The sequence below is a fragment of the Micromonospora sp. NPDC048040 genome, assembly GCF_055587185.1.
In genome coordinates this window covers 102,674-126,961 of record NZ_JBVJGT010000009.1, presented here as the reverse complement: position 1 = coordinate 126,961, position 24,288 = coordinate 102,674, and the positions used below count along the sequence as shown (strand labels likewise).

The window sequence follows — 24,288 nt, the reverse complement described above, 5'->3', positions numbered from 1 at the left end:
GCCTGGTCATCGACCAGGCGGGCCGGATCAGTTTCGAGGGCGGCGAGCGGAGCGCGTCCGAAGACCCAGGAGCGCGTGTCCGAGGCCTGCGACCGATGTGTGGCGCCGCCCGGCAGCGCCTTGGGCTCGCTCGGCGGCGGCGGATCGTGGTCAGGCCGGGGCGAGGCGGAAGCCGACCCCGCGGACGGCGTGGATCGTCGCCGAGGCGTTCAGCCCGGCCAGCTTGCGTCGCACCCTCCGCACGACCGAATGCATGTCGGAGCCGCGGCCGAGGTGCTCGTTGCCCCAGACCTCGAGGTGCAGCCGCTCGTACGTCCAGACCTGCCCGGGCGCGCCCACCAGGCACAGCAGGAGATCGTGCTCCAGGCGGGTCAGCTCGATCTCGCGGTCCCGCCAGCGCAGCACCCGTCGGTCGGAATCGACGCTGAGGTCGGGTGGTGGCGCAGTGGTGCCGCCGGTGGTCGCGGTGACCACGGTCCGGACGGCTGGGAACCCTGCCCCTGACGGCGGGGTCTCCACCACGTCGAGGAACTCCCGTGCCTGGTCGACGCTCGAGACGATCAGAAACGCCTCCGTCCCACCGAGCAGTCGCGCGAGCTGCCGGCGTTCGGCCGGCGAGGAAGCGATTCCGATGACCAAGGACACGGCCGGGATCCCCCTCATGCCCCACCCCTTCCGGCTCCCCACCCGTTCCGGGACAGTTACTATACGACGCCAATCAATCAGTTAGTGGCCCTGGCAGGGTGTCATCCCGCTTCGGTCAAAGGTGGTTACGGTTTGGCATCAATAAATGGGTGATTTCACGGCGCGAACGGAAGCAGCGAGACCTTTCGTGGTGCGTTGACCGATCTTTCGGACATGGGCGCTCCGGCCGGCGGCCGGGTGAGGGTGCCCGCGACACCTGCGTACGGGCTGCCGTGGCGAGCCCACCGGTCGTTGCGGGACGCGCGCGGACGGCTCGGGCGTCGCGGCAGCCGACCTCCCGTATGCGGCGTGGTCGTTGTCCGCCTCAGCCGACACCCTGCTGAAACACACGTGTGCCAATTACGGTCACGGGCCGACGGTATTTCGGCGCAGGCCCGTGCCGCGTCGCCCACAGATTGGCGGTGTCCTGAATTGCTTGACGGACAATTCCGGTATCGCAATGACACTGCCCCGCCCTGGCATGCGTGGGCGGGCAGGACGGCCGTGCCAGGGCTCGAACGGGCCTCCGGGCCGCCCCGCCAGGCGGGGTGGCGGTGCCGCCGGGGTCAGCCGCTGCGCCTCCCGGCCGTGCCCGGCTATGGCCGCGCGGGGTCGCGGCCGTCCTGCGGGCCGGCGTCGGCGTGCCGGGCGGCGGCGAGGAAGGCGTTGTACCGGGCGAGGTCGTCCTCCTCGCCGGTGGCCTCGGCCCGGTCGGCCGCCCGGTCGAGGCGGCCCTGCTCGCGCCGGTCGGCGCGGATCCACTGACGCACCAGCACGATCATGACGAACGCGGCCGGTATCTCCCCGAAGGCCCAGGCGATCCCCGCGCCCAGCTTCTGGTCGTCGAGCAGGGAGGACGCCCACGCGGGGTGGACGGCGGAGTACCAGTCCGGGGCGATGAGGGTGGTGCTCTGCATCAGGACGAGGCCGAAGAAGCCGTGGGCCATCATCGCGGCCAGGTGGAGGATCACCAGCAGGGGAGGGGCGAGCCTCGGCCGGCCGGGGTCGATCCCGATGAGCACCCAGAACAGCAGGTACCCGGCGGCCACGTAGTGGATGAGCATGGCCAGGTGGCCGACGTGGGACCGCATCAGCATGCCCAGCAGGTCGCTGAAGTACAGGCCGAAGAGGCTGCCGGCGTAGATGCCCAACGCGACCACGGGATGGGTGAGCAGCTTCGCCGGCCGGCTGTGCAGCGCCATCAGCAGCCACTCCCGGGCGCCGCGGACCTGCGGGTCCGTGGGCCGGCGCAGGGCGCGGAGGGCGAGGGTGACCGGGGCGCCGCCGACGAGCAGGATCGGCACCAGCATCGACAGCACCATGTGCTGCACCATGTGGGCGCTGAACAGCACGTACGCGTAGCGGGCCACGCCCAGGTCGGTGATCGCGGCCAGCAGCAGCATGCCGGCCAACCAGCTCACGGTGCGGGTGACCGGCCAGCGGTGCCCGGCCCGGTGCAGCCGCCACACGCCGGCCAGGTAGCCGCCGACCCCGGCGACGGTGAGGGTCAGGAAGAACATGTCCGGCAGCGGCTGGCCCACCAGGAGTGCCGGGGTCGGCGCGGCGGGCATCGGAAAGCCGAGCAGTTCGGTGATCGGATCGGCGTCGAGCGGGTCCCCGGACACCGGTGCGGGGCTGCGGGACAACGCCACCGACAGCCCGACGGTGGCAGCGAACACGACCAGTTCGCCGGCGGCCAGCCGACCGAACGCGCCCGGGCGGCCCGCGCGCAGGGCCGGCAGGGTCCGTGACCGGTGCAGGGCGCCGAGCACACCCAGGATCGCCAGCGCGGCGAGCTTGCCGAGGACCAACCAGCCGTAGCGGGACTGCCACAGCTCCGCCACGGAGCCGAGGCGCACGGCGGCGTTGGCCGCCCCGCTCACCGCGACGGCCGCGAAGCAGCCCAGGGCGAGGCGGCTGTACCGGCCGGCGGTGTCGGCGAGCTGCCGGCTGCGACGGATCATCAGCAGCGCCGCCAGCCCGCCGACCCACAGCGCGGCGGCCAGCACGTGCAGGGCGAGGCTGGTCACCGCGACCTGGTGGTTGCCCGCCCCGGCGGCGTGCCCGGTGAACGCCGGCGGCAGCACCGCGACCAGGGCGACCAGCGCCACCGCGGCGGCGAGCCCGCGCGACACCCCCGCCCGGGCCAGCACCGCCGCCGTCAGGGCGAGCCCCGCCTGCAGCAGCAACGCCTGGCCCTGGGAGATCGAGGAGGCGAAGCTGACCACGGTGGCGAGGCTGAGCCCGTCCACGGGGACGCCGAGCAGGTCCGAGACCGTCAGCACGATCAGTGTGCACGCGGCCACGGCCCAGCCCGCGGCCGCCGCGCCGGCGCGGCGCAGCAGCAGCCAGCCGTGCGGGGACACGCTCGGACCGTCGCCGGGCAGCAGGAACGCGGCCGTCACCACCATCCCCACCGTCAGGGTGGCGAGGCCGTCGGCGAGCAGCCGGACCACGGGCAGCGCCCACGCCGTGACCGGCCCGGGATCGGGAAGACCGGGGATCGCGGCGGTGAGCGCACCGCCGGCACGCAGGCCGAGCAGGAGTACGGCCACCGCCGACGCCACGGCCGCCACCGGCACGAGCCACCCGCCGCGACCGCTGGCCGCCGGCCGTACCCCGCAGGCGGTCGCCCCCGGGGTGGGGCCGGCAGCCGCCGCCGCGCGCCCGGCGTCCGGGACGGGGGCCGGGTGGGCCGGGTGGGAGATGGTGTCTGACACGTCGGTTCCCTTGCTGGTGGTGAGGGCGGTGGTCGCCCGGTGGGGCCGCCGATGGGCGTCGACCTTCCGGTCGGCTGGGCGTGCGTCAGGCGCCGGCGCGGCGACGACGCCACACCATGGCGGCGCCGCCGATGACGGCGGCCAGGACCCCGGCGGCCACCACCAGCGTCGCGGTGCCCGGCCCCTCGCCGGAGTCGCTCGCGGAGGCGGCGGGGCCGGCCGACGGGGTGGACGGGCCGGCGGCCGGCGGGGCGCTGCTCGCTGCGGTCGCCTGCGGGCTGGCGGTCGCGGAGGGGTCCGCGACGGTGAACCGGTACGAGCCCTGCACGGGGTGCCCGTCGGCGGAGACGACCCGGTAGGCGACGGTGTAGGTGCCGTTGGCCAGCGGTCGGTCGATCGTCACCGTCCCCGTCGTTCCGCTGACGACGGGCTCGCCGGTGGCGACCTTCGCCTGGGCGGCGTCGGTCAGCGCGATGGTGGTGAAGGCCGGATCGAGCTTCTGCATGAACGTCAGCCTGACCTGGGTCGGCGCCGTGGTCAGCCGGGCCTCCTTGGCGGGGCTGGCGGACTGCAGCGTGTTGTGCGCGGCGGCGGGGGCGGCCGGCACGAGCAGCAGCGCGGCGGCGGCCAGCGCGGCGGTGACGAGACCGGCTGCGGTCGGGCGGCGGAATCGGGTGAGCATCTGGTGCTTCTCCTGGTGGGGTGGTGGTCAGCCGAGCAGTTGTTGGCCGATCCAGCCGCCGTCGGGGCAGCCGGGCGGGACGGCGAAGACGGCGGAGCCGATCGGGGTGGTCCACTCGTTGAGCAGGTCCCGTTCGGCGAGGCGCCGTTGGATGGGGAGGAACTGGCGGGCGATGTCGGCCTGGTAGGAGGCGAAGATCAATCCGCTGTCGGCGGTGCCGTCGGCGGCGGGTACCCCGTCGTAGTTGTAGGGGCGACGGAGGATCTTCAGCCGGTCCTCGCCGACGTGGGCGCGGGTCAGGTGGGAGAAGTCGGGGATGACGGCGAGCCCGTCGGGGCCGGTGGCGGCGAAGTCGGGCACGTCGTGTTCGGCGGCGCCGGTCAACGGGGCGCCGGTGTCGAGGCGGCGGCCGACGGCGAGTTCCCGGTCGGCGCGGCCGAGCAGGTCCCAGGTCTCCAGGTTCATGCTGATCCGGCGGACGACCAGGGTGCTGCTGTCGCGTAGCCACGCCGGCCCGTCGGGCACCCACACCGCGGTCTCCAGCGGCCCACCCGGCCCGGGGTTGGCGGTGCCGTCGAGTTGGCCGAAGAGGTTGCGCTGGGTACGCCCGCCGGGTTCGACGCCGGCGCCGCGTCGGAAGCCCTGCTGCACCCATCGGACGGCGGCGAACGGCCGGCTGTCCTTGACCAGGACCCGTTGGGCGTGGGCGACGGTGACCGGGTCGTCGGCGCAGATCTGCAGCAGCAGGTCCCCGCCCGACCAGCGGGGCTGGAGCCGGTCGACGCGGAACGAGGGCAGGGCGGCCACCGACGCCGGCCGCCGGTCCGCCAGGCCGGCGGCGGCGTAGAGGCCGGGGCCGAAGCCGAAGGTGACGGTCAGCCGGGCGGGGAGCAGCCCGAGTTCCGGCTCGGTGTCGGCCAGCGCGGGCCGCCCCTGGGTGAGGCGGGCCGCGTCGTCGGTGAGCAGCCGCAGCATCCGGCCCAGCGCTGCCCGGTCGGTGCCGGGCCTCAGGGTGAACGCCACGAACGACGCGTGTGCCTGCGGCTCGGTGGCTACCCCGGCCTGCCGGGGCCCGTGGAACGGCTCGACCGCCGCACCGACCTCGGCCACGGGCAGCGCCTCGACGGGCCGTTTCGCCGGGTCGGAACGGGTGGCGGCGACGGCGGCGGCGCCGGCCAGGGTGCCCCCGGCGGCCAGGGCGCCGCCGGTGAGCAGGCCGCGCCTGCTCACCGGGCGGGCGGTGGGCACTCCGGTCACGACGCCGGGCCGGCGGTCGTCGCGGGCTTGCCGCTCGTGCCCGGCGCGGGTTCGCCGTGGCCGGGGGCATAGCTCTCCTGCGCACCGGTGAACGGCTTGGCCACGGCGGTGAACGTCTGGGTCCGGCCGTCGGCGAAGGTCAGCGTGAAGCTCACCTGGTCGCCGGCCCGCACCGGCCGTTTGAGGTCCATCAGCATCAGGTGGTCGCCACCGGGCTCCAGCGCGTGCGTGGTCCCGGCCTTGACCACGATGCCGCCCTGCTTGGCCCGCATGACCATCTGGCCGTCCCGCATGGCCATCTCGTGCAGTTCCATCGGCGACACGTCGGTGGCGGCGCCGGTGATCGTGACGTCGGTGTCGCCGTCGTTGACCAGGCTGCCGAACGCCGCGGTCATTCCCGTGTCGGCTGCCTTGACCCACGGGTCGCGGACGCCGAGCACACCCGCCGCGCTCGCCGTGGCCGACGGTGACGGGCTGGGCGCGGCGGCCGACGAGCCGTCGGACGAGCCGCAGCCGACCGTCCCGCCGAGCAGGAGGGCGACGCAGGCGAGGAGTGCGGCCGGGCGGCGACGCGAGCCGGCGAGCATGGTGCGGGGCATCGGGCAGGTCCCTTCGATCGGTGACGCGACGTCCGGTTGGTCGGTCGGGTGGCCGGGAAAGTTCCGGCCCAAAACCGATCTGTGTCCGAAATTGATCAGGCGGCCCGCCGGTCGGGGATACGCGCGGAACCGGGGTGGGGCGGCAGCAGCCGTAGCCCCGGCGATTCGGGCTGCTCCTCGACGGGCAGGTGCCAACGAGGCTCGTCGGTGCGGTTGCGCCGCACCGGACCGTCGGGGCGCAGACCAGGGCGGGACAGCACGACGACGAGCGCGTAACCCACGAGCAGGAAACCGTGGCTGACCAGCCGGGTGGTGTCCACCCGCCCCGTCGCCAGGTCGTTGACCGAAAGCAGCACCAGCGTGCCGACGAACGCGCTCAACATCGGCACCAGCCCCGTCGGGGGAGTGCGCCGGGCCGCGACGAAGAGGAACCCGGCACCGACCGCGACGTTCCAGGCCGCCGACTCGTGCCACAGATGCCCCGCCGCCAGCCCGTCGGCTGCCAGATGCACGTGTGGGCCGGCGACGCCCCGCCCGATCTGCGCCAGGCCCAAAACCAGCTGCAGCGCCCCGATCAGCCCCAGCACCGCCCGCAGGCTGACCACGGCCCGCCCCCGCTGGCTGAGCACGGCCCGCCCCCGCAAACTGGGCACGGCCCGCCCCCGCCGCCGGCGCGGTGGCACCTCGGGCAGCGTGTCGAGGACGACGTCCGTGAAGTCGTCACCGGCGACCATGACCGACAGCCGCGCCCGCCGGGTCACCGCCGCGGCCTGGTCGAACCACGTCCGGCAGCCGCCGCACCCGGCCAGGTGCGCCTCGGCCGCCGTCCGCTCGGCAGGGGACTCCTCCCCGTCCAGCTGCGCCGACAGCACCTCACGCCACTGCTCACACCCCATGCACAGGTAGTCGCTCCGATGCCGCCGCCGGTTCCCGACGATTTTCGCCGGCCGCCGCTGCGGCCCTGCTCAACCGGGGTGCGGCCCGCTCAGCCAGCCGCGTTCTCGCCCGGCCGCGAGGCCGCCGCCCGGCCGCCGCCGCCCACGGCGGCCACGAGGTCCTCCCGGGCCCGGGCCACCCGGGAGCGGATCGTGCCGACGGGGCAACCGCAGACCTCCGCCGCCTCGGCGTAGGACAGGCCGAGCACCTGGGTGGCCACGAACGCCTCGCGCCGGTCCGCCGGCAGCGCCGTGATCAGCTGCTCCAGCACCACCTGCCGGTCGAACGCGCTCCGCGACGCGTCAGCGGTGTCATGCCCGTCGGTCAGCGGCACGGTCCGCGGACGGGACGTGGCGGTCCGGATGTGGTCGACGGCGACCCTGCGGGCGATCGCGAGCAGCCACGTCCGCGCCGACGACCGGCCGGCGAACGACCGCAACGACCGCACGGCCCGCAGGAAGGTCTCCTGCGCGAGGTCGTCCGCCTCCGCGGGGGAGACCAGCGCGGCGAGAAAGCGTCGGACCTGCTGCTGCGTCGCCCGGACGAACCGGGCGGCGGCGTCCCGGTCACCGCGGCCGGCGGCCAGCGCCCACGCGGTGATCTCCGCGTCGTCGGCCATCCGGCACCTCCCGTCAGCCCACCGGGAGGCGGGCACCCCCACGGCGGTCACGACAAGTCGTAGTAGTAACCGGACGCTACCGTATCGCGGGCGACGCGACGTATCTCTCCCTGCGGTAGTTCGCCAGACCGGATCAACCGGGCCGAGCGGCCCTCGGCGGGACACCGCCGGGCGGGGCGGGGGCGCGTCGGATCGGCGGCCCGTCGCGCCGGGGCGACGCCGGGGATGCTCCGGCGGATCGGGAGACCCGCCGGAGCATCCACAGGTCTCAGGCCGTGGTGAGCGCCTTGTGCAGGCGCCGGGCCTCGGTGACCAGACGGGACGAGCCGCCCTGGCCGGCGACCTCGCCCAGGCCGGGCACCTCGATCCGGACACCGGTCGCGGTGGCCGTCTCCGTCGCCAGGGTCAGCAGGTCGGGCAGGCCGCGCGGCGGCCTGGGCGCGGCGAGTACCGCCGGCAACGCGGCGGCGACCAGCCGCCACACGGTCAGCGGCGCCCCGGCCAGGGCGGCGTCCCGCAGCGGCTCCACCACCCGGGTCAGCTTCACCAACTGCCTGGCGACCAGCCGGCCGAGCTGCTCACCCGCCCCGGCGGCGTCGAACTGCCCCTCCCCGGCGAGCCCGAGCAGGGCGTCCAGGGCGGCGACCCGGTCCGCGCCGTGCCGGGCCCCGAGACCGTAGGCCAGGGCGAGGTCGAGAGCCACCCCGCCGACGCCGCTGCTCTCGGCGAGTAGTGGCAGCACCACGGCGCCGTCGCGCTCGTCCATGTCCGCCGCGCCGGCGACCAACGGGAGGGTGTACGCGGCGACCACCCCCCGGTGCCCCGGCAGGATCGACGGCCACATTCGCACCCAGCCGGAGTACCCGACCCCGATCGGCGCCGGGTCGGCGGTCAGCAGGCCGTACCGGTCGTCGTACCCGTCGGGCGGGCGCAGCTCGACCAGGATCCGCTCCGGCACAAGCTGGTCGAACTCCCAGTCGTAGCCGGCCTTGCGGGGCCGCCGGGTGACGGTGGTGGCCCGCATGACCGGCTGCGGCAGCCCGCCGCCGCGCAGCCAGGCGGCGAGCCGCTCCCCGGCCGGCGTGCCCAGCGCCGCCGCCTTGTTCGCCACCGCGTCGTCGGCGTCGGCGGGCAGGCGCAGTAGAGCCTGGGTCAGGTCCCAGTACCAGGGCGTCCGGTCGCCCCACGCCGCGAGCCGCTCCACCAGCGCCAGCGGGTCGAGCAGGCCGTTGGCGGAGGTGGGGGCGGCCAGCAGACCGGGCTGCCCCGGCTCGTCGACGTGCGCGCCGATCTCGGCGAGCCGGGCCCGCAGCAGCCGGTGCGGCGGGGGCACCCGGGGATCGGTGGTGGCCAGCTCCGGCGCCGACGGCGTCCGGTCGGTCCGGCGTACGGCGGCCAGCAGCGCCGCCCACCGGCTGCGGCGCCGGGGCTGCTGCTCGGTGGAGCCGGCGGTGTGGAACAGGTCGACCAGCACCTCGCAGAGGCAGAGCGGGTCGTAGCGGTGCTCGTTGCCCCACGACCAGTGACGGCGGTCGACGACGGGGGCGAGGGCGGCGTGCACCCGTGGGCCCTCGGCCGTGGTGAGCCGGACCAGCCCGTCGAGGATCCGGTCCAGCGGTGCGCCGTGCGACGGCGTGCCGAGTAGGGCGGCGACCTCCTCGGCCAGTTCGTCCACGTCGGTGATCGGGTCGGGCACCGGCGCGGGCGGCGCGGGCGGGGGAAGGTCGTCCCCGCGCGGCCGGGTGACCGCCGGGCCGGTCCCGACCGTCGCCGGGTCGTGGCCGTGCCGGGCGGCCAGCGTGCTCGCCCGGTCGCGTAGCTCGACGGCGGGATGCCCGAGCGCCACCCCGATCACCTCGGCGACCTCCACCGCCCGGTCCCGGTGTTGGCGGGCCAACCGGTCCAGCCAGGCCAGTTGCGCCCGTACGAGCGTCTTGTCCGGCCGCAGCAGCACCTCACGCGAGGCGTCGAGCACCGCCTCGACCTCCAGGTCGGGCAGATCCCGCAACGCCTTCTGCGCCATCGTGGCGACCGGAGCCGGCGCGTCGGTGAGCAGGCGGAGGTAGTCGGTGGCGCGGGCGGCGACCTCGGCGGTGGTCGGGGCCAGCTCGTGGAGCAGGGTGGTGAAGGCGCGCAGCGCCGCCGCCCGGTCGCCGCGCAGCAGCCGGCCGAGTGAGCCGTCGATGAGCATCGTCCGGTCGACGACCCCCTCGGCGGCGAGCCGCGCCAGCGCGGTCGGCAGGACGTGCCGCTCCCGTTCCTCCCAGGTCGTGGCGACCTCGTCGAACATCATCCGCGAACCGAGACCGTCCACCTCGAACAGGCGGGGCAGCATGGCGGCCAGGAACGGGTCGCTGCGCAACCGGTCCACCACGGGGGCCGGCGGCCCGGAACGGCGCCGGTCCGGCAGCTCCACCGCGCCCAGCCACAGCTCCACGAACCGGTCGTCGGTCGGCGGGGCGACCCCCTCCGCACGCAGGAGCGCGGCGACGAACCGCCACCGCTCGACCCACGTCTGCTGGTTGACCTTCCCGGCCAGCCGGTGCGCCAGGTCGCCCAGCCAGGTGATGCCGCGCTCCTCGGCGACGCCGGACAGCAGGGCGGCGGCCCGCTCGCCGTTCGGGTTGACCGAGTTGCGGGCGAGGATCGCCGCCGCCTGTGCTGCGCTGGGCAGGCAGCCCACCACGGCGACCGCTAGTGCGGTGGCCGACCCGACCGTCCACCAGGTCGACCGGTTCCGCTCCTTGAACCAGGCGGTCAGCTCGACGCCGATCTCCCTGCGGCGCTGCTCGGGCAGGCCAGCCAGGGCGTCCGCGACCAGCGTGGCGGAGCCGTTCTGGACCAGGTCGAACAGATCGCTGGTCCCGCCGGCGGCCAGCTCCCGACGCCGCCGTACGGTGCTCTTCATCAGCAGCCTCTGCTGGGCCCGGCTCACACCCGCTCCTCGACCTGGCCGGTGGTCAGCATCCGGGTGGCCAGCGCGTGCCGGCACGGTCCCCGCTGCCCCCGGTGCTTCGCCCACCACGGGCAGGTGCAGGTGAACCCGCCGTCCGGCAGGCGGCGGACCCGGTACACCTGGTCGCCGTTGCGGATCGTGGCGGACGTCCCGTCCCACTCGACCGCCCCGGCGTCGAGCAGCGCCCGCGCGCCGACCAGACGCGGATTGTCCCGCTCCGCCCGGCCCGCGTCGTACGGCATCACCCGGTGGAAGTACGCGGCCTCGGAGACGTCGTATCCGACCCGCCCGGCGGTGCCGAGCTGCGCCAGCGCGCCCCGGACCCGTGCCGCGTCGATCCCGGCCTCCGCCGCCAGCCGGTCCACGTCGATGGCCGGGTCCCAGGAGAGCAGGGCGGCGACCAGGTCGGCGTCGTCGACGACCTCGTCCCCGGCCAGCGCGGTGAGCGCCGCGCCTTCGCCGGAGAACCCGCGGTACGGCTCGGGGGAGAGGGTCAGGGAGAGGCGCAGCGCACCCGTGTCCAGCTCCCAGGTGCTCGGTACGGGTGCCGACCCGGCCGCGACGGTCGGCCCGTATACCCGCAGGGTCCGGGCGAACCGCAGCATCGGGCGCAGGGCGGCCAGCCGGCTCGCCCCGGCCAGGCAGACCGCGCCGGGCACGGGCCGGGAGGTCAGCCGCAGCGACCGCCCGGCCGGCACCACCCAGAGCACCGACCGGTCGGCGGTCGTGGGCAGCCGGCGCAGGAACGCCGCCGCCTCGGCCGCCGGGACCTCCGCCCGGGGCTCGAACCTCGCGGCCAGCACCTGCACCTCGGCGAAGCCGCGCAGCCAACGCACCGGCAGCGGGACCTTCTTCTCCACCACCGCGCCGTCCATGGTGGAGACGGTCAGGTCCTCCGGGCCGACCGACAGGTGCAGCGGGTCGAGGCCGCCGACCCGGGCCAGTGCCTCCCGCAGCGGGTTGTTGACGTCGACGTTGGTGGTGCCGTGCTCCACCACGTCGCCGTCCAGGCCGTCGGGCAGGGCGTCGAGGCGGGCGTAGACCCCGCAGCAGCCGGAGAAGGACTCGAACCGGAGCCGGTCCCGACTGCCGGTCACCACGGGGTCGAGGCTCGCCGGGCTGACCGGCCGGTGGTACCGGGTCCGGGCCACCTCCGCGACCGCCAGCAGGCCGACGGCCGCCGCGTGCGGGGTGGTGAGGAAGCCGGTGAAGAACCGCGGGTTCGGCGCGGGCCCGCCACTCGTCTGCAGGGCGAGTCCATCCTGTCCCAACGCGGAGGACCCCAGATACCGGTACGTCTGCACTGCGTTCACGTCCGCGGACAGTAGAGGACCCCACCGACAGGAATCAGGACCGTTTCCCGTCGGCTGCGATCCGGACCCGTGCGGCCTTTCCGCGCGGTGGCGGCCATCGCTCCGGGTCGTGGCCTCCGGACCAAGGAGGCGGGCCAAGGACCGCTGGACGTGCGACGCCCGACCCTCGTCAGGACGCCGGGGTCAGCTCGATGAGGAACTCCTGGTGGGCCTCGCCGGTGCACGGCCCCTGCATCGCCTCCGCGCCGATGGGCGTGCGGGCGTCGTCCCGGATGCCGATGCACAGCCCGCTGGCCGCCGGCCGCAGCCGGTAGCCGCCCGGGACCGGGGTGTCGACCTTCTCGGCGGCGAAAAGTTGTTCCCTCCTGCTGGCGCTGCAGTCCGTCCAGGGTTCGAGCATGTCCTGGGCCGGTGGTGACTTCAGGACGGTGAGGCAGCCGAGGCCGAACTGAGGATGATCCCACTGGATGTGGACGAGGTTGTCGCGGACGGGTTCGAGGCGGGTGCGGGGCAGGTCGGGTTTGTCGCATGACTGCAGGGTCGCGACCGAGCCCTGGTACCGGCCGGTGCGCTCGCGCCCTTCCGAAAGGCACAAGGCGGGTGAGCCGACCGGATGGATCTGCGCCCACGCCCCCTCTTCTGGCAGGTCCAGGCTGCCGGAGACGACGGGCCGCTCCGGCTGACGGTCTGGCTGGTCACGATGCTCTCGCTGGTCCGTCGCCCACACCGCAAGCGGGATCGCCAGGCCGGCGGCAGCCAGCAGGGCGACGGCAGGGCGCAGCATCGGCCACCTGCGTCGGACCGGTGGGGCGTCACCCGGATCGGGTGCGTCCGGGGGCGGTGCCGCGGGCTCGGTCGCGGCGCCCAGTCGATCCCGTGCCCGCAGCCAGACCTCCACGTCCTCCTGGTCGCCCCCGCAGGCGCGGACGAACGCGGCGAGGAGTTCGGCGCGCGGTAGCGCCGGCCGGCGCAGGACGTCGGCGATGGTGCTGCGCGGCAGCGCTTCGCCGCCCGCGACGGCCCGTTGTTCGAGCTGCCGGTACGTACACCCGGACCGCTGCTTGAGCCGTGCCATGAGCGCGACGAGTTCAGCGACGGTGGCAGCCTCATCCGGTCGTTCGTCCCCCGTGGCTCCGGCCGACATGGCCCACAGGCTATCGCCACAACTCGATCGGCGGGGGCCGGGTCCGGGCGGTGAGCTGTCCGGACAGGTCCGAGGTACCGCGCTGACCAGGCCGGACATGGCGGCCGTGACCGGGACAGGCGTCTGTCCTTGCCGGACACACCGGTCCTCCCGAGGCTGAAGGGGCCTCGCCGTCGCGGCAGGAGCGCGCGGCGGCGGAGGACCCGGCAGACCGCTCCCGGTCCGGCCGGTCCGGGTACGGCTCGTGCGTCCGTCGCCGCTCAGGCACGGCGGGAGGCGGTGACCCGGTGAACGAGACGGATGTCGCACTGATGTGGGAGGCGGAAGCGTGGCCCTGCCCGAATCGATCCGATACCGGATACTCGGTCCCGTACAGACGAAGTCGGCCGACGGCACCTGGCAGGACTTTCGGCAGGACAAGTGGCGCACGCTGCTCGCGGTCCTGCTGGTCCGGTCGAACCACGTCGTGCCCTGCGGCGAGTTGGTGCGGCAGCTGTGGCCGGAGGAGGCGCCGGGCAGCCAACGCAAGCTGGTGCAACAGTACGTCCACCGACTCCGCCGGAGCCTGGACGACCCTGACGGCGAAGTCCTGCGGACGCGGCCCGCCGGGTACGAGTTGCGGGTGTCCCCGGGCGAGCTGGACGTGGACCGGTTCGACGCGCTCTGCGCGGACGGCCGACGGGCGCTCGCGACGGCGGCGTACGAGGAGGCGATGGCGCACTTCGGCCAGGCGATGGCGCTGTGGCGCGGAACGGCCATGGCGGACGTCGGGAACGCCCCCGTGGTCGCGGCCGAGCGGATCCGGATGACCGAGCGCCGGCTCGCCGTGACCGAGCTGTGGTTGCGCGCGGGTCTGGCCTGCGGCCGGCACGACGTCCTGATACCGGAGCTGGAATGCCTGGTCGTCGCGCACCCGCTGCGGGAACGCTTCCGGGAGCTGCTGATGACCGCGCTCTACGAGACCGGCCGGCGGGCGGACGCCCTCAGCGTCGCCCGGCACCTGCGCTGCCTGCTCAGGGAGGAGCTGGGCATCGACCCGGGGGCCCAGATCCAGCGGCTGGAACGGACGATCCTGCTCGGGGAGGACGTGGACCTGTCGCTGCTGCGCCCGCTCGCCGTGCCCACCGATTCCTGACCGGCAGGTCACGACGGGGCGATCCGGGTGCCACCTCCCGACACCCGGATCGCCCCGTCCCGACGGGGGCGCGACGCTCAGGCGGCCACCACCTGGTGCCCTCGCTCGGCCGGCCGGCCCGGATCGCCGCCGTGCCCCGGGGCGTCCAGCAGCAGGACGTTCGCCACCCGGTGCGGCATCGCCACCCGGAGCAGGCCGTAGCCGATGCCGGCGAGCCCCATCAGCAGCCCGGGCGTGCTGACCTGCTCCGGGACCCCGGCCCGGGGCGCGCCGGCGAGGACCTGCTCGGCGATCGCCCGCGCGCACCGCAGACCCAGCGCCGCGCCGTCCGGCTCGCCGAGTGCCGAACTGGCCGCCAGCATGGTCTCGACCAACCCGAGGTCGCCGTGGCAGATGGAGTCGTTGCCGATGCCCGTGTACCGCCCGTCGGCGACCAGGTCGCCGCGGACCTTGCCGGTCGCGATGTGCAGGTCCTCGCGGATCAGGTCGTGCCAGGGAGCCAGCACGGGCAGTCGCAGCATCACCGCGCGTGCCAGTCCGATCCCGGCGGCGCCGTGGCACCAGGCGTTCATGAAGGCGCCCGGACCACTGATCACCCGCAGGTCGGGCCAGTTCCGGCGTTCCGGCGACAGGTGGTGCCGCTCGAAGCGCAACGCCCGCCCGCACACCTCGGCGAGCTGGTCGTCGCCGGTGAGCTGGGCGATCCGGGCCAGTGCGTACCCGATGCCGCTGGCGCCGTGGGAGAACCCGAGCAGCGCCGGCGCGTTCTCGTACTCGACCTGCCATCCTGTCCCGCCGGGCACGTCGATCGCGCGGTCGGCGATCGTCCTGCCGGCCGCCTTGAGGGCGTCGAGGGTCTGCTCGTCGGGATGGGCGTCGTGCAGGGCGAGGATCGCCAGCGCCGCCCCGGCGGTGCCGCTGATCACGTCGAGCACCTTGTCCTCGGCGAACCGTTCCTGGCACAGCACTGCGGCCTGCCGGGCCGCGTCGACGAGCGCGGGCGCCCGCAACACCTCGGCGAGCTGGCCCAGCACGTAGACGAGGCCGCCCAGCTCGCTGAAGCCGCCGATCGGCAGCCCGGCCCCCCGGTCCGGGCTGGCGGCGAGTTGGCGGGTCACCTCGGCGAGCTGGGCGGCGAGCTGTTCGGCGGGCCGGCGGAACCGGGCGTCGCCGGTGACCGCGCCGAGCTGGCCGAGGAACAGGGCGACTCCGGCGACCCCGCTGTACAGGTCGATGCCGGCGTGGCCGACCTTCCAGTACCGGTCGCCGATGAAGTTCACCGACAGCCACGACGGCGCCTCGCCGTCGGCGGCCAGCGCGGCGTCGAGCAGCAGGTCCGCGATCGACCGGGCGGCCCGCACGGCGAGATCGGCGTCGATCGGCGCCTCCGGCAGCGGCCTGGACTCGACCCGCTCGGCGCGGGGCGTACCCACCGTGAGCCCGGACATGGAGGCGCGGATGCACCAGAGCTGTCGCCGCAGGTCCTCCTCGGACATCGCGCCGATCCGCGCCCGCACGGCCGCCAGTCCGCTGGTTTCCAGGAAGTCGTGGGCCACCACCCCCTGCGCGTCGTAGAGGTCCGTCGAGCCGGGAGTGGTGTGGAACGCCGGGATGTCCTGGTCGGCGAGCTGTCGATGTTCGCTGCCGAACAGCACGTCGCGGTCCGGCAGGTCGACGAACGCGGAGGAGAGCACCTCGTGGAAGATCTCCCGGTCGAGCGAGTCGCGCAGCAGGTCCGGGTGCCAGGACTCCGACTGGACCCGGCCGTACGTCATCGTGGGGCGGGGGATGAACCGCACCTCGTCGTCGCGGAACCGGGCGATCGGTCCGCCGGCGGCGAGCAGGTCGTCGCGGTGGGCGGCGATGATCCGGTAGCAGTCGGTGAAGCCGGCGGCGAGGGCGTCGGTGTGGGCCAGCGCGTTGACGGGCCGGCCGTCCAGCCGTACGCGGTTCTGCGTCTCCGGCATCTCCCGGCGGTCCCGCACGACCCGCATCTCGTCGGTGCCGCCGGCGACGAAGGTGGGCAGGCGGGCGGGTGAGAGTTGGCCGCCGGAGCCGGCCAGGCCGCTCACCTCCGCGTCGTAGATGCCCTCGTCGTCGGCGGTGATGATGCGCTCGGGCAGGAGGCCGACCCGGAGCACCGAGTCCCGCACCACGCGGGGCGCCTCGCCGAAGGTGAGCGGCGCCAGCTGCGCCCCGGTGACCCGGGGCAGCACCTGGAAGATCGCCTCCAGATCCACGGGGACGGGGTGCTCCCCGGACGCGATGACGTTCTCCAGGTGCAGGTCCGAGCCGCAGAGGGCGTGGAACAGCGCCAGGAACGCGCCCTGCCGCCAGAAGAAGCGGTCCACCTGCTCCTCGTGCTCGCACGACGCGACGTCGACGTGCTCCACCCAGCCGTACCCGCCCCGGTCGAGGACGAGCAGCGGCCGCAGCGGGTGGCGGAGCCCGTGGCCGTTGAGCCAGTCGAGGACCTGGTTGAAGTGGACCTCCACGCTGAGGCTGCGTGGCTTGTACACCAGCTTGCGGCCGTCGGTGAAGGTGAGGATCGCGACGGTCTGGCCGCCGCGGTGGGTGTCACCGGCGCCGAAGCTCACCCGGGCCAGGTCGGCCAGTCCGTGCCAGTCCCCACCGAAGGTCTGCCGCAGCTCGGGCAGGTCGGCGAGGAGCCGTTCGGCGAACCGGGCCCGGACGTCGACGGTGGTGCGCAGGCAGGTGACCAGTTCCCGGGCGAGCACCGGGTACTCGGCCAGGATGCCGAGCGCCGTCTCGGGCGTACGGATCTGCGCGATGAACGACGACATCCGCTCGGCCGGTGTCACCCCGGCCAGCCGGCCCTCCACCCGGGCCACGTTCACCTCGAGGATCATGACAGAGATGATCATTTGCAGGAGTCGATCGAGCGGCGGTTGCAGCAGCGAGTGGTCCGCCGGCAGGCGGCCGTCGTGGCCGTGCCGGGCCGCCAGCCGGGCCACCCGGCTGCCCAACTCCTCCTGGCCCCACGCCAGCAACGGCGCGATCAGGTTCAGGAACACCACGTTCCCGGCCTGGTCGTGCCCGTGGTCGTGGTCGTCGTGATCGCATCCGGTCGCCGGGCCGCCGCCGGCGAGGTCGTCGAGGCGCGTCGACCCGAACCGCCGCCACGCCTCGGCGATCACGCCCAGCCAGGCCGGCCGGTCGGGGATCCTGGCGGCGAGCGACTCGGCCGGTTCGGCCAGCAGCTCGACGATCCCGTCCTCGGCCAGCCCGAGTCGTTCCCACCGGTCGAGCGAAATGTCGGTGCCGCGCAGGATGTGGCCGCCACGCCAGGCGTCCCGCCGGCGGCGACCGTGGTCGTGTTGCTCCGCCGTGATTGACGGCGTGCCTCCGACCCGTTCGGACCGGGTCAGGCCACGCCACCAGTTCGGCGCCTGAAGAATCTCGTCGAACATTTCTCCGCCCTCATTTATCCGCGTCCGGGGCGGCCGCGGCTGTCGTGGCCCGGCCCTCCGGCCCGGGGTGGACACCGTCACCACGATGCCCACCCCGGCCTGCGTGGAAATCGGTCAGTCGTCGGTACCGGAATGCGGTTCGCCGACCGCCGTCAGCAGCTTCCCGACGTGCATCCGGCCGTCATGATCCAGCAGGTGTTGGTGCAGCCGAGGCTGCCCCACTGGCAGGTGAAGCAGGTGTAGAAGGTGAACGCCCGGTCACCGCCGAAGATGTCCGCCAGATCCGAGTCCAGGCCACCGACGGCGCCGACCGGGCTCTCCGGCAGGAGGGCGATGTCGGCGTCGTCGAGCGTGGTGCGGAAGGCGGGGTCCTTCCATGCGCGCACAACCGTGTTGTTCATCAGCATCCCCAGCAGGTGCGGCAGGTCCACAGCGGGTAGCAGGTGAGGCAGGTGCGGAAGGTGTAGGGCTCCCCGTTGCAGCAGCCCATCGTCGCGGTGGACTCGGTGCCGGCGCCCCGGGTCCCGTCCGTGACCATCTCACCCAACTCGACCCGGCCGACCGGGTGGGCCGGCAGCATGGCGAGTTCGCTGTCGTCGAGAGTGGCCCGGAAGACCGGGTCCTTCCACGCCCTCGCAGCAGTTTCCATGATTTCTCCGATCGATAGAAGAAGTGTCGCCACGCCTGCCGATCCACCCCGGACGACGGGTGCGGCAATTGCGGCGGGCGGCGATGAGCCCGCGGTCAGAACAGGCGACGGAATCGGAAACTCGGCTCGGCCAGGAACCGGTGCCGCCCGATGACGGCAGAAACCACACTGGACGCCGCCGGCTCACCGGTCAAGACCGACGGCGACCGGTTCTACCGCGACTGAATCGGCAGCGAACCGAGCGTCGACCGGAAAACAACCAGCGTCTGAAAGGCTCATCCCGCTCGGCCAGAACAGCGACGGTTCGCGATCTGACGAGGGGAGGTGACAGAAATGACGGAACGACCGGAACTCGTCGAGGACCCGATCGGTCAGCTGGACCTGACCGACCTCGACCAGGAGATCAACGGTGGTAGCAGCGCGGTGTGCTTCACCATCACGGTCACGATCTCCACCTTCAAGCACAGCATCTGTGGCACCTGCGGCATCTTCAGCGTCGGCTGCTGCTGATCCCGCGATGGCGATCGGCACTCCGGTCGCGTCACCGGGTGGGCGGAGGCGTCCGCCGTCCCCGCCCACCCGGAACCCGTTCCATCGTGACGAGCCGCAACGGAGAGACGTGATGGCCCCACGCAACACCGCAACGAGCGATCGCGCCGACCTCGGCAGCGACGTGTTCGACCGACCAGCCTGGTGGGCTGCCCTGTCCCTGGAGGAACGGCGGCGTGTGCCGGTGCCCGACACCGAGGCCGCCCGCAGCCGGGGCGCGCGCCGGCTCGACGCCTGGCGGACCGTCCGGGCCGCCACCGGCGGACTGGAGCCGAACCTCGCCCGGTGGCACGAGGCGGGCCTCAGCGAGGAGGAGTTGGGGCTGCTCCTCGGGGAGTCCTCCGACAGCCTGCGCGACCGGGTGCCGCAGCCACCGTCCTGGCTGACGAGCGTGGCCCAGGCGTGGTCCACCGATCCCGCCGACCTGCCCGCGTTCGACGCCGGCCCGACGGCCGACCTGGGACCGACCGCCGACCTGCTCGCGCTGGTGCACCCGTTGTCGCTCCGCTATCAGCAGCGGTTGCACGAGGAGGTGCGCCGACTCGCCCGCGACCTCGGCCACCGGGGCGAGGTTCCGCCGCACCACCCGTTGCTGCGGCCGAACCACGAGGTCCACCTGGCGATGATCAGTCCGGTGCTCGCGGTCCACCTGCAACGCGCGCGCAGCGCAGGGACGCTCTCCGGTGACACGCCGGCAGCACGCTTCGGCGACTTCGTCCGGCAGCTTCGCCAGCCCGCGTACGCCCTGCGGATCCTCGCCGAGTATCCGACGCTCACCCGGGAGCTCGTCGACGAGATGGAGACGTGGCTGGCGGTACGGAGCGAGCTGGCCCGACGCGTACTGGCCGACCTGCCGGCGCTGCGCGCGGAGTTCGGCCTGACCGCTACCTCGCTCGACGATCTGGTGGAGGTACAGACCGGTGCCGGCGACACGCACCGCGGCGGGCGGAGCGTCGCGATCCTCACCTTCGCCGGCGGCGGCAAGGTGGTCTACAAGCCGCGCCCGCTCGCCGTCGAGTCGCACTTCTACGCCCTGGTCGACTGGCTCAACGCCAAGGGAATGGCCTGCCCACTGCGTCGGCTGACCATCGTGGAGCGGGCGGGGTACGGCTGGGTCGAGTTCGTCCACCCCGAGAGCTGCGCCGACGAGGAGGGGCTGCGCCGCTTCTACTGGCGCCAGGGCGCCTACCTGAGCCTGCTGTACCTGCTGCGCGCCTCGGACATCCACCTGGAGAACGTCATCGCCGCCGGCGAGCACCCGGTGATCGTCGACCTGGAAGCGATCTTCCAGCAGGCTCGGCCGACCACCGACACCCGGCCGCTGGTGCTGCCCGCCGAGGCGATGCACCGCATCGAGGAGTCCGTGCTGTCGATCGGCCTGCTGCCGCAGCGCCTGATCCAGCAGGACGGCGACGCGGTGGTGACCACCGAGCTGTCCGGGATGGCCGGCGGGCGGGGGGAACTGAGCCCGATGAAGGTGCCGCGGTGGCAGGACACCGGCACCGACCGGATGCGGCGGACCCGGGCCCGCATGGAGATGCCCGGCGGGCACAACCTGCCGACGGTCGCCGGCACCGCGGTGGACCCCGCCCGGTACAGGGCCGACCTGGTCTCCGGTTTCGAAGCCTGCTACCGGCTGCTGCTCGCGCACCGTGACGAGCTGGCCGCACCCGACGGGCCGGTTGCCGCGTTCGCCGCGGACGAGATCCGGTTCATCGTGCTGCCCACCATGGTGTACGGCCGTATCCTCGGCGAGTCCTGGCACCCGGTGGTGCTGGGCGACGCCCTGGACCGGGAGTGCCTGTTCGAGGTCCTCGCCACCCGCCATCCCGAGCTGGTGGCTGACCGAGCCGTCGCCGCCAGTGAGATCCGGCAGCTCGCCCGGCGGGACATCCCGTTCTTCCGGACCCGACCCGACTCCCGGGACCTGTACGACGACCGCGGCCTCGTCGTACGCGACTTCTTCCCCCACCGCGGACTGGACCTCGTCCGGGACCGGATCGCCGGGCTGTCCGCCGCCGACCTGCGCCAACAGAGCTGGGCCGTGTCGGCGTCGCTGGCCGCGCTGCAACTCGGCGACGGCCAGGAGGCCGTCGCACCCCGCACGCGCGTGGCGCCGGCCGAGGAGATCGACCAGGCGCTCGCCGAGCGTGCCGCCGTCCGCCTCGGCGACCGACTCCTCGAGACCGCGCTCGGCGACCCGGCCCGGCCGGTGTGGCTGACCCTCGCGCTCGTCACCGACCGGCACTGGAGCGTCGTACCCACGGCGTTCGAGAGCTACAGCGGGCTGTCCGGGATCGCGGTGTTCCTCGGCCAACTCGGCGAGCAGACCGGTCTGGCGCGGTTCCGGTCCGCGGCCGAGGCGATCGCCGCGATGCTCAGCGGACACGTCGACGCCCTGCTCGACTGGCCGGAGACCGACCGTGACCTGCTCGGCATCGGGGGCTTCAGCGAACTGGGCGGCTACGTCCACGCGCTGACCCAGCTCGGCGCGCTGTGGCGAGCGCGACCGCTGCTGGACCAGGCACGACGGCTCGTCCCGGAACTGCTCCGGCGGTTCGACGGCGACCGCCACCTCGACGTGGTCGCGGGCACCGCCGGCGCGGCGCTCGCGCTGCGCGCCCTGCACTCGGTCGAGCCGGACGAGCGGACATCGGTGGCGCTGCGGGCGGCGGGCGACCACCTGCTCGCCACCGCCTCCGCCCACGACCCCGGGTTGGCGTGGCCGTCCGCGATCCCCGCGCGATCGCCGCTGCTCGGCTTCTCGCACGGGGTGTCCGGCATCGCCTACGCACTCGCCGAGATCGCCCGGGTGACGGGCGAGCAGCGCTACCTCGACGCGGCCGAGCGTGCCGTGCGGTACGAGCACCTCCAGTACGACGCCGCCGCAGCCAACTGGCCCGACCACCGCGACGTCACCCCGCCGGGCACGTTCATGAACGCGTGGTGTCACGGTGCGGCCGGCGTCGCGCTGGCCCGCGCGGCCCTGCTCGGCACCGTGCGCATCCCCGAGGTGCGTGCCGACCTCGACGCGGCGGTCGCCTCGGTGCGGCGCAGCCTCACCTCGGGCGAGCTGCTCACCGGCACCGGCAACGACTGCCTGTGCCACGGCGACCTCGGCCTGGCGGAAGCCCTGCTCACCGCTGGCCTGGCCACCGGCGACGGAACGCTCGTCGCGACGGCGCGCAGGGCGACGCGCGCGGTCGCCGAGACGGTGCTCGCCGGCGAGGAGCTCTGCGGCGTACCGCAGGGGATGCACGTGCCGGGACTGCTGATGGGCACCGCCGGCATCGGCTACGGGCTGCTGCGGGCCGCTCGGCCCGACCTCACGCCGAACGTCCTGCTGCTGGCTCCGCCGGTCGGCGCGGCACCCCGCGACCGCCAACCACCTGGCCCGGCCACCGCCGCCGCCCGTGCCGTCGCCGAGGAGGAAGCGTGACCCGCGTACCGGTGATCGTGCAGATGAGCAGCACCGAGTGCGGGCCGAGCTGCCTGGCCATGGTGCTCGGCGGGCTGGGACGCGCCACCGAGGTCCGGGAGCTGCGCGCCCACTTCGGGGTGGGACGCGACGGCACCAGCGCCCGCCGCATCCTCGAGGTGGCCCGCGAGTACGGGCTGGCCGCACGGGGACTGCGGGTGAACCAGGCCGGGCTGGCCAGCGTCCGCCTGCCTGCCATCGCACACTGGGGCGAGGACCACTTCACGGTGCTGGAGAAGGTCGGGCCGCGCCGGATCCGGATGGTGGATCCCGGACACGGCCGGCGGCGGCTGACGCACGAGGAGTTCTTCGCGGAGTTCTCGGGCACCGTGCTGGAGTTCACGCCGGAAGAGTCGATGCGGCGCCGGCGCCGCCCGATCCGCGACCACCTCGCCCTGCGGTTCCTCCGCGACCTGATCCGGCTGGCGCCGCTGCTCATGGTGTTGGCCGTGGCGCTCTCGGCCGTGGTGCAGGTGCTCGGGCTCGCCTCCGCATGGGCGACGAAGTACGGCGTGGACGTCCTCATCGGGCAGCGGGCGGACACCCTGTCCCTCTTCGCCCTCGGCGTGGGCGCGTACATCGTGACGCACACCCTCGCCACCCTCTCCCGGGGGCTGGCGCTGCTGGTGCTCCAACGTCGGCTCGACGGCACCCTGGGTGAGCGTTTCATGAGCCACCTGATGCGGCTGCCGTACGCGTACTTCCAGACCCGCGGCGCCGGCGACCTGATGGGCCGGCTGAGCAGCAACATGGCGGTGCGGGACATGCTGACCTCGCAGCTTGCCACGCTCCTGCTCGACACCGTCTTCGTCTTCATCTACACCGCCCTGCTGGTGGCGCTGAGCCCGGCGTACGCCGCGGTGGTCGCAGTCCTGGCGGTCGCCCAGTTCGGCATCGTGCTGAGCACCATCCGGCTGGTCCACGAGCGTGCCCAGCGCGAGTTGGCCGCCGACGCGAAGGCGCAGAGCAGCGCGATCGACGCGCTGGCCGGGGCGGAGTTCCTGAAGAGTTCCGGGCTGTCCAACTGGGCGTTGCGCCGGTGGGCCGACCGGTTCACCGTGTCGGTGCGGGCCGGGTTCGAGCGGCGGCGGCTGGACCTCGTCAACGAGTCGGCGATGGGGATGTTCCAGGTCGCCGCGCCGCTGGTGCTCCTCCTGTTCGGCGTCGTCCAGGTGGTGGCCGGCCGGATGTCGCTCGGCACGATGCTCGGCCTGAACGTCGTCGCCGGGCTGCTGCTGGCGCCCGTCGGGCAGGTGATGGGTGCGCTGCGTTACCTCCAGACGATCGGGTCCCACCTGGAGCGCATCTACGACGTGCTGGACGAGGAACCGGAGCCGGCGCGCCCCCAGGCCCACCAGCCGGTCGAGCTGCGCGGGGAGATCGAGCTGCGCGGGGTCGACTTCCGGTACGACCTCGGCACACCGCTGGTGCTCAAGAACATCGACCTGCGGGTCGCGGCCGGGTCGAAGGTGGCGGTGGTCGGGTCGACCGGCTCCGGCAAGACCACCCTGGTACGGCTGCTCACCGGGCTGCTGCGGGCGAGCGCCGGGAGCGTCCTGGTGGACGGGCGGCCCCTCGACGAGTACGACCTGGAGCCGCTACGCCAGCGCTTCGGCGTGGTCACCCAGTTCCCGTACATCTTCGGCGGTTCCATCCGCGACAACCTGACTCTCGGCCGGCTCGACGTCACCGACGACGAGCTGCGCGAGGCGTTGCGCAAGGTGCAGTTCCTGCCGGATCTGGAGCGCATGCCGATGGGCCTGAGCACCGGCGTCGGTGAGGGCGGCGGCGCGCTCTCCGGTGGCCAGCGGCAGCGGCTGGCGATCGCCCGGGCGTTGCTGGCCAGGACGAGCGTGCTCCTGCTCGACGAGGCGACCAGCCACCTGGACACCCTGACCGAGGCGGCGATCGCCGCCGAGCTGTCGGCGCTCGGCTGCACCCGGATCGTGATCGCACACCGGATCAGCACGGTCAGCGACGCCGACCAGATCGTCGTGCTGCATCAGGGCGAGATCGTCGAGCGCGGTACCCACGAGGAACTGATGACATTGGGCGGCCGGTACGCCGAGCTGGCGCGGCGGCAGACGGGTCGGTTGACGGAGCGTGCGACAGCCGGGGGCTAGGCCGTGTCTCCTG

Annotated in this window: 17 protein-coding genes; 4 read left to right on the top strand and 13 right to left on the bottom strand. The window is 73.9% G+C overall.

What is annotated here, in order from left to right; translation table 11 throughout:
- Positions 1 to 150: 150 nt before the first annotated feature.
- The 10 genes from ACZ6O2_RS12695 to ACZ6O2_RS12650 form a co-directional block, all read right to left on the bottom strand.
- The gene (locus ACZ6O2_RS12695; protein WP_350706099.1) at positions 151 to 645 is read right to left on the bottom strand and encodes a winged helix-turn-helix domain-containing protein; all 495 of its coding nucleotides are present in this window, start codon (positions 643 to 645) and stop codon (positions 151 to 153) included.
- Positions 646 to 1,280: 635 nt separating this feature from the next.
- Positions 1,281 to 3,266, bottom strand: coding sequence for a bifunctional copper resistance protein CopD/cytochrome c oxidase assembly protein (locus ACZ6O2_RS12690; protein ID WP_466022970.1), 1,986 nt, complete (start codon positions 3,264 to 3,266; stop codon positions 1,281 to 1,283).
- A 223-nt stretch (positions 3,267 to 3,489) separates the two neighbouring features.
- Positions 3,490 to 4,086: a copper resistance CopC family protein gene (locus ACZ6O2_RS12685; RefSeq protein ID WP_466022921.1), complete on the bottom strand. Its 597-nt coding sequence runs from the start codon at positions 4,084 to 4,086 to the stop codon at positions 3,490 to 3,492.
- A 27-nt stretch (positions 4,087 to 4,113) separates the two neighbouring features.
- Positions 4,114 to 5,316: a Dyp-type peroxidase gene (locus ACZ6O2_RS12680; RefSeq protein WP_466022920.1), complete on the bottom strand. Its 1,203-nt coding sequence runs from the start codon at positions 5,314 to 5,316 to the stop codon at positions 4,114 to 4,116.
- Positions 5,317 to 5,339: 23 nt separating this feature from the next.
- Positions 5,340 to 5,942: a copper chaperone PCu(A)C gene (locus tag ACZ6O2_RS12675; RefSeq protein ID WP_466022919.1), complete on the bottom strand. Its 603-nt coding sequence runs from the start codon at positions 5,940 to 5,942 to the stop codon at positions 5,340 to 5,342.
- Between the two features lie 95 nt (positions 5,943 to 6,037).
- A complete protein-coding gene (locus ACZ6O2_RS12670; RefSeq protein WP_466022918.1) occupies positions 6,038 to 6,838 on the bottom strand; it encodes a zf-HC2 domain-containing protein in 801 nt (266 codons plus the stop codon).
- 89 nt (positions 6,839 to 6,927) lie between these two features.
- Entirely contained in the window at positions 6,928 to 7,497 is a 570-nt protein-coding gene (locus ACZ6O2_RS12665; protein WP_350706109.1) for a sigma-70 family RNA polymerase sigma factor, read from the bottom strand.
- Between the two features lie 268 nt (positions 7,498 to 7,765).
- The gene (locus ACZ6O2_RS12660) at positions 7,766 to 10,432 is read right to left on the bottom strand and encodes a hypothetical protein (RefSeq protein WP_466022917.1); all 2,667 of its coding nucleotides are present in this window, start codon (positions 10,430 to 10,432) and stop codon (positions 7,766 to 7,768) included.
- Positions 10,429 to 11,766: an SWIM zinc finger family protein gene (locus ACZ6O2_RS12655; protein WP_466022916.1), complete on the bottom strand. Its 1,338-nt coding sequence runs from the start codon at positions 11,764 to 11,766 to the stop codon at positions 10,429 to 10,431. The genes ACZ6O2_RS12660 and ACZ6O2_RS12655 overlap by 4 nt, the downstream gene beginning before the upstream one ends.
- Positions 11,767 to 11,935: 169 nt before the next feature.
- On the bottom strand, positions 11,936 to 12,910 hold the full coding sequence (locus tag ACZ6O2_RS12650) for an RICIN domain-containing protein (protein ID WP_466022915.1): 975 nt from the start codon (positions 12,908 to 12,910) through the stop codon (positions 11,936 to 11,938).
- A 328-nt stretch (positions 12,911 to 13,238) separates the two neighbouring features.
- On the opposite strand from ACZ6O2_RS12650, the gene ACZ6O2_RS12645 reads away from it, so the two are divergent.
- Positions 13,239 to 14,045 carry an AfsR/SARP family transcriptional regulator gene (locus ACZ6O2_RS12645; RefSeq protein ID WP_466022914.1) on the top strand — a complete coding sequence of 269 codons (807 nt, stop codon included), beginning with the start codon at positions 13,239 to 13,241 and terminating at the stop codon, positions 14,043 to 14,045.
- A gap of 77 nt (positions 14,046 to 14,122) precedes the next feature.
- On the opposite strand, the gene ACZ6O2_RS12640 is transcribed toward ACZ6O2_RS12645, so the two are convergent.
- From ACZ6O2_RS12640 to ACZ6O2_RS12630, 3 genes are all read right to left on the bottom strand, one after another.
- Positions 14,123 to 17,476: a type 2 lanthipeptide synthetase LanM family protein gene (locus tag ACZ6O2_RS12640; protein ID WP_466022913.1), complete on the bottom strand. Its 3,354-nt coding sequence runs from the start codon at positions 17,474 to 17,476 to the stop codon at positions 14,123 to 14,125.
- A 152-nt stretch (positions 17,477 to 17,628) separates the two neighbouring features.
- Complete coding sequence (locus tag ACZ6O2_RS12635) at positions 17,629 to 17,877, bottom strand: mersacidin/lichenicidin family type 2 lantibiotic (protein ID WP_350706121.1); 249 nt, start codon at positions 17,875 to 17,877, stop codon at positions 17,629 to 17,631.
- On the bottom strand, positions 17,877 to 18,125 hold the full coding sequence (locus ACZ6O2_RS12630; RefSeq protein WP_350706123.1) for a mersacidin/lichenicidin family type 2 lantibiotic: 249 nt from the start codon (positions 18,123 to 18,125) through the stop codon (positions 17,877 to 17,879). Before ACZ6O2_RS12630 ends, ACZ6O2_RS12635 begins: the two co-directional genes overlap by 1 nt.
- A gap of 333 nt (positions 18,126 to 18,458) precedes the next feature.
- Here ACZ6O2_RS12630 and ACZ6O2_RS12625 point away from each other — a divergent pair, with 333 nt between their 5' ends.
- The 3 genes from ACZ6O2_RS12625 to ACZ6O2_RS12615 all read left to right on the top strand — a co-directional run bounded on the left by ACZ6O2_RS12625 (position 18,459) and on the right by ACZ6O2_RS12615 (position 24,275).
- On the top strand, positions 18,459 to 18,635 hold the full coding sequence (locus tag ACZ6O2_RS12625; RefSeq protein ID WP_176737180.1) for a hypothetical protein: 177 nt from the start codon (positions 18,459 to 18,461) through the stop codon (positions 18,633 to 18,635).
- Between the two features lie 112 nt (positions 18,636 to 18,747).
- Positions 18,748 to 22,113 carry a type 2 lanthipeptide synthetase LanM family protein gene (locus ACZ6O2_RS12620; RefSeq protein WP_466022912.1) on the top strand — a complete coding sequence of 1,122 codons (3,366 nt, stop codon included), beginning with the start codon at positions 18,748 to 18,750 and terminating at the stop codon, positions 22,111 to 22,113.
- A complete protein-coding gene (locus ACZ6O2_RS12615) occupies positions 22,110 to 24,275 on the top strand; it encodes a peptidase domain-containing ABC transporter (RefSeq protein ID WP_466022911.1) in 2,166 nt (721 codons plus the stop codon). Before ACZ6O2_RS12620 ends, ACZ6O2_RS12615 begins: the two co-directional genes overlap by 4 nt.
- The last annotated feature ends 13 nt before the right edge of the window (positions 24,276 to 24,288 follow it).